Raw genomic sequence first — 6,182 nt, forward strand, 5'->3', positions numbered from 1 at the left:
AGCAACGGTTACTGGAATGGCTGCAGTGCAATCCATTGGGCCAGTAGAAATGTCGTAAGGTGCACCGTGTGCATACTCACAAGTAGGAGCAGTGAAATCACCAATTTTGATCAGGATGTGGAACGTATCAACGATACCACCAGCACACCAATCAAATACATACAGTTCGCGATCGATCTTCACCCCTTTGCCTCCGCAGATTGGGAATTCGGTGTCTTTGATCGAAATGGAATAGTTGCATTCAACTTCGTCGAGGTACAAACAACGTGGGTTGGCTGAAGTATTGAAGTAGCTGCAGATATAAGGTGTTACATCAGCCTTCTTGATCAGGCTCTTATCCGGGGTACAGGAATTGTATTCCACCACCCGATCATATTTGCCTTCGCCAGGGCCATTGAACACAAAATCGTCAATGTCAGGACGGGTGAAGTTGATTTTTTGCACATAAGCAGTGCTCATGCCATTACAATCTGTCGCTACCCACTCCCGAGAGATGGTCGCATAGATACCGCCGTTGGCCGCCATTTGATCACAGTTGTAGAACACCACTTTGTCGCTCCACTTCAGCGTCACCCGGCAACCGCAAGTAAAGCAGTTGTCGCGGAAGTAAGCATAACCAAGGTTTTTGATATTGTCAGAAACCAGGCCTGGAGGAATCAAGCCCAATTGGCAATTGTCACCAGTACCCGCAACACCTTCAGCGTTGTTGATGGTTTGGCTACTGGTTGCTGCAGGGCGTGGAGAGCTGGTAGCACCTACGTTGCCAATCGTCAGGCGATTGTTCAACACGTAGTTTACATCGTAGCAATCCAGCGTGAAATCAGCAGGTGCACAAACCAGTGCAGGTGCAGTTTTGTCTTCAGCCGTTACTTTTCCCCAGCAAATGATGTTGCCATTGGCATCAAACAATCCGTAAGTCCATACTCCGGCGCAATCAATGAGTCCTGCATTTCCAGGAATATTGTCCATCACCCGTACGGTTCCCGTTACACAATTGCTCGATACCTGCGAAGGCAAGAGCAAGAATTGGCAATTGGCATCCAAGGTTATGTTCAAGTTCAAACAAGCGCATTTTTCTTCAACAACCGAGAATATTTGGCGAACTTCTTGGACGCAGCCAGGATCACTCAGGTTCTGTGAACCTGCTGTATCTGCATCAAATTCATACACCAAAGTATTTTCACCCAAAGGCAATAAAGCTGGGTTGATGCTCAGTACGGTAGGGGCTGATCCAGCCCCTGCTTGCGGCACTCCATTGAGGATAAAAGTACCTGTTCCAGTAGCGTTGTTGGCTACCGTACCCGTTACATTAAAAGCGGGTGCAGCAGGAGAGACAAACAAAGGTAGGCCAGTAAACACTGGATCTGGGTAGTAGCATTTATTCCCGATGCTCAAAGTGTTACCGCGACCATCGCTTACAGAGATCGTATAACCAACTGAATCTACGTGGTAACCCTGTAACTTGTAAATCCCAGGGCTTAATTCAGGCAGTAGGTCATTGAGGTCAACCGGATCCGTACCTGCTGCATCTTCGTACAATCCCGTTACGCTGGTTACGGACCATGTTTGTCCAACTAGTGCCCGAACTTCCACCGTATCTCTAAAGGTGCCCACATTACCGTAGGTGCCATTATCCCGAACCGGCGAGTTGTTTAGGCAAACGCAAGGGTCTTTAATCGACACCTCACAATTCACTACTACAATGCTGAATCCACTGATGGTATCTTCACATGCTCCTACTTCCAGAACGGCTTTGATATTCGAAAACGTCGCAGTGCCAGTGCCTGTAAATTGAATTCCTTCAGTAAAGACAAATTGTTCTCCATTGATTAAATCAGCAATGGTAACTGGATTGGTGCCATTGTCATCCGTCAAATCCGCAGTAACTGTAAACTCGGTTCCTGGTGGATAAACACTTTCATGGAAAGTAAATGTTACTTGTCCACCTGTACAAATGGTGTCTACATTTTTGCTGAGGCTGGCGTTAACGAGAGGATTAACAACAATGGTTTGTGATGCCGTATTCGAACATCCATTGCCGTTTGTCACTGTTACCGTATAAGTTGTGGTTATGGCTGGTGCAACGTTAATTGCCGAAGTGGTAGCACCTGTGCTCCATGCATAAGTACCGCCACCCGAAGTAGCCAGGTTTACCGATGTACTTGAGCAGATTGTACCGTCGTTGGGTGTACCCGAATTTTCGGTCACCGTGATGGAAGGTGTTGGCAGTGGGTTCACCGTGATGGTGGTCGTAGCTGAGCCCGAACAAGCATTGGCATTCGTCACAGTCACGGAATAGCCAGTGGTTATGGTTGGTGCAACGTTGATCGAAGACGTGGTTGCGCCAGTGCTCCAAAGATAGGTGCCGCCGCCTGAGGTGGACAAAACCACGAGTGCGCCCGCGCAAGTAGTGCCATCGTTGCTCTCTATACCTGAGTTTTCGCCCACCGTAATCGTTGGGGTAGGCAATGGGTTCACCGTGATCGTTCGACTAGCCATACCCGAACAGCCAGCATTCGTGACCGTTACATTATAGATCGTGGTGATCGCTGGTGCAACGTCGATCGAAGATGTGGTTGCGCCCGTGCTCCACGCGTAGGTGCCACCACCTGAAGTAGCCAAAGTCACCGTTGCGCCAGCACAAGTCGTACCATCATTGTTTGTTGTTCCCGATGTTTCCGTTGCGCTGATAGCAGGAGTCGATGCTGGATTTACCGTGATGATTGTGGAGGCGACGCCTGCGCAACCATTGGAATTTGTTACAGTCAGCGTATATGTTGTAGTAATGACTGGTGCAACGTTGATTGTAGACGTTGTTGCTCCTGTGCTCCATAGATAGGCTCCAATTTCTACCGTAGACAACGTCACTGATGCTCCCGCACAGGTTGTGCCATCGTTGCTTGCCGTACCCGAGTTTTCGGTCACCGTGATGGAAGGAGTTGGCAAGGGGTTCACCGTGATCGTGGTCGTAGCTGTGCCCGAACAACCATTGGCATTCGTCACAGTCACGGAATAACCGGTGGTGATGGTTGGTGCAACGTTGATTGTAGACGTTGTTGCTCCTGTGCTCCAGAGGTAAGTGCCGCCACCCGAAGTGGACAAAGCTACTGTTGCCCCTGCGCAGGTGGTGCCATCATTGTTTTCCGTACCGGAGCTTTCGACAGCTGTAATGGAAGGAGTTGGCAAGGGATTCACCGTGATAATTTGGGTTGCTGAGCCAACACAGCTATTGTTCGTTACGGTCACGGTATAGGTAGTTGTAATGTTGGGGGCAACATTGATCGAAGACGTGCTTGCGCCAGTGCTCCACGCGTAGGTCCCACCACCTGAAGTGGCCAAAGTCACTGTTGCACCTGGACAGGTTGTGCCATCATTGGCTGCAGTGCCCGAGTTTTCTGTAACCGTAATAGTGGTAACAGGACAGGCATCATCATCGGTAATTGCGATATTTTGGGAAAGGGTTGTACCAAGAACGATGCCCGCCGAGGGGCCGCTGATGGTTAAGGTGGCCGTTTCGGGGCCTTCTACCAATACATCGTTCACTATCGTAAATGTTACCGTACCTATGGTCAGGCCATCGGGAATGGTAATGGTGGTATTGCTCAAGTTAAAATCGCCAGCAGTGATTCCGGTTCCGGTGACCGCCAAACTTACGGTTTGAGGACCGGAAACTGCTGCTGAGGCGGTAACCGTGACGGTGACCACCGTCGTTCCGGCTTCAGTACCGCTGTTTGTGCTTACGGAAAGGTTAACTTCGGGGGTAGCAGCCACATACAAATCGCTCTCCCAAGCGCCCCGGCCATAAGTGGAAGCTCTTAATTTGCCAGTTGGGTAAAAAATCTCCAGATCGGTTACCGCACAACGGGGCAAATCCGTAAAAAATGGCACCACAGCAGCCAAGGTATTGTCTAAATAATACACGCCAATATCTGCGCCAATGTACACTTCGTCATTGGCCGTGCCATTTTTGTAAACAATGGCGTTAATAGGGATATTCGGAAGACCTGCCGAGACATTCGCCCAACTCGATCCTCCATCTACGGTTTTGAATACTTTGTCTCCTGCGCTGTAGCCAGAGAACACCACCCAAACTTTGTTGGGGTCGGTATTGGACACAGCGAGGTTCATCAATGCCGCCGCTCCTACGGGTAAGGTGCTGGTCACATTCGTCCAGTTAAGCCCTGAGTCGGTTGACTTTGAGATTGCGTCGAATTTGATGGCATAGATGACCGCAGGATTGCTAGGCGCAACTACAAACTGAACGATACCACCCGTGCCGAAAGGCGTTCCCAAGGCCGTCCAGGTGGCCGTAAAATCAGTACTGACGTACAATTCATTTCTGCCCCCCGCATAAACTTTAGTCGCAGTAACGGGATCTTGGATAATGGGACTAAAGAACAATAAGCCGGGAGGAAGCCCGGTAATATCACTTTTGGTTGCACCTCCATCCGTTGACAGCGCATGCGCTCCGTTAGGATTTGAGGTTACCATGTTCATGTCATTGGTGCGGTCGATAAAAGCGGACTCACCATCACCACCATTGATAACCGACCAAGAACCTCCGTTGTTTAAAAGGGTACCGATGTCCTGAAGTCCGGCTATCATTAGGCCGGAAGTAGCAGCAGACAAGGCAATATTACTTTGTTGTGCTACTCTCAAATCATTGCTGATGTCGGTCCAATTCAACCCGTTATTCGTAGATTTAGATATTCCCCCATCGCAAGTAGCGAACATGGTGGTACTACTTCCTGGTAAATAAACAATGTCTTGGATGTCCGCATGTACATAATCTGGTGGTCCATCACCATCACCTGGATAATTGGTGTCAGTACCCAGCCAATAAGACAATAAAGTCCAATTTACGCCGCCGTTCGTAGACCGCCACTGGCTGATGCCTCCGATGGTAACCAAATCAGCATCGACAGGAGAAATGGCAATGGCCAAATCATGACCAGCCTGTCCACCAGTGCCCGTACCATCTTTTGAGGCGTTTAATATATTGGGCGTTGGCGTAGCTGCTGGAACTGTTTGAGAGGATTGAAGAGAAAAAGAAGCGCCACTATCTGTAGAGCGGTAGGTCCCTAAATATTCACTACTGGCATTGCCCATCAGGATGTACACATAAGCAGCATTAGCCGCAGTGACTCCCAATACGGCCCGTGACACGGATGCCGCTGCGGGCAATCCAGTGGTAATTTGGGTCCAAGTGACCCCATTGTCGATGGATTTCCAGAAATCAGTACCTACAGCATAAACGGTATTCGGATCACCAGGCTTAAATTCCATGTCGTAAAAACTGGTAACTCCTGGACTTGCTATCATAGTATAGGTAGCCCAGCCATCGGTTGTTCTGAAGATACCTCCATCCGTGGCGATCATCATAATCAAGGGATTGCTAGGGTGCATCAACAGTTTCCTGATCTTATAGTTGTCCAATGCGGTCCAAACCAAACTGGTGGTATTCCAGGTGGCTCCGCCATCGGTTGATTTTAAGATACCAATACTTCTCCGGTCAAATTCCCAGTTGCCCGTAGCCAAATACATGTTTTGGGTATTCGTAGGGTCTATAGCCAAATCAGCACAACCAATGACGGTCAAAAAATCGGTATTCGTCGTCCAATTGGTGCCACCATTGGTTGACTTCCACAAGCCACCATCCGGGGCACCGACATATATGGTGTTGCTATTGGTAGGGTCAAAACGTACAAAATCTATTCTACCTACTCCTGCATCGTAGCCGGAAGGTTTGGAAAGTGGCCCCAATTCAGTCCAGTTTGCAATGCTTGATGCGGCTAGTTTCTCCTTGGGAGGCCTGTTCGAATAGTTTTCTTGCCAGTTGATATAGTTGTTATACGTCATGGATGGCAAGGCCATATCGCCAGAAGGGTATACTCTGGGAGCCATGAAAGTTTCCCAGCGTTTGAAGACCTTGTATCCTTGGCCTTTTGCCGCTTTTTTCCCTTCCCAATATTGGTTGAAGTCTTGTTGAATCTGATAAAAGTTCGCCAATTTGGTGTTGGCTCTTTCCGACCAAAGGGCCTTTTTAGGCGTTTGATTCGAGAGATTATCGGGATTTTGGGCAATGCCCAAAGTGACTGAACAGCCAAACAAAATGAACAAATAAATTTTTAAGCGTACGTGTATAGCACTACACGCTTGGGAAAGGAGAGGTGTTTTCATGG

General features: G+C 48.8%; 1 protein-coding gene. It reads right to left on the reverse strand.

What is annotated here, in order from left to right; translation table 11 throughout:
- The coding region (locus ACEW9O_RS10680) for a hypothetical protein (protein WP_373550150.1) at positions 1 to 6,180 on the reverse strand (6,180 nt) is incomplete at its 3' end.
- Positions 6,181 to 6,182 lie beyond the last annotated feature (2 nt).

The organism is Haliscomenobacter sp. (assembly GCF_041740695.1).
GTDB lineage: Bacteria > Bacteroidota > Bacteroidia > Chitinophagales > Saprospiraceae > Haliscomenobacter.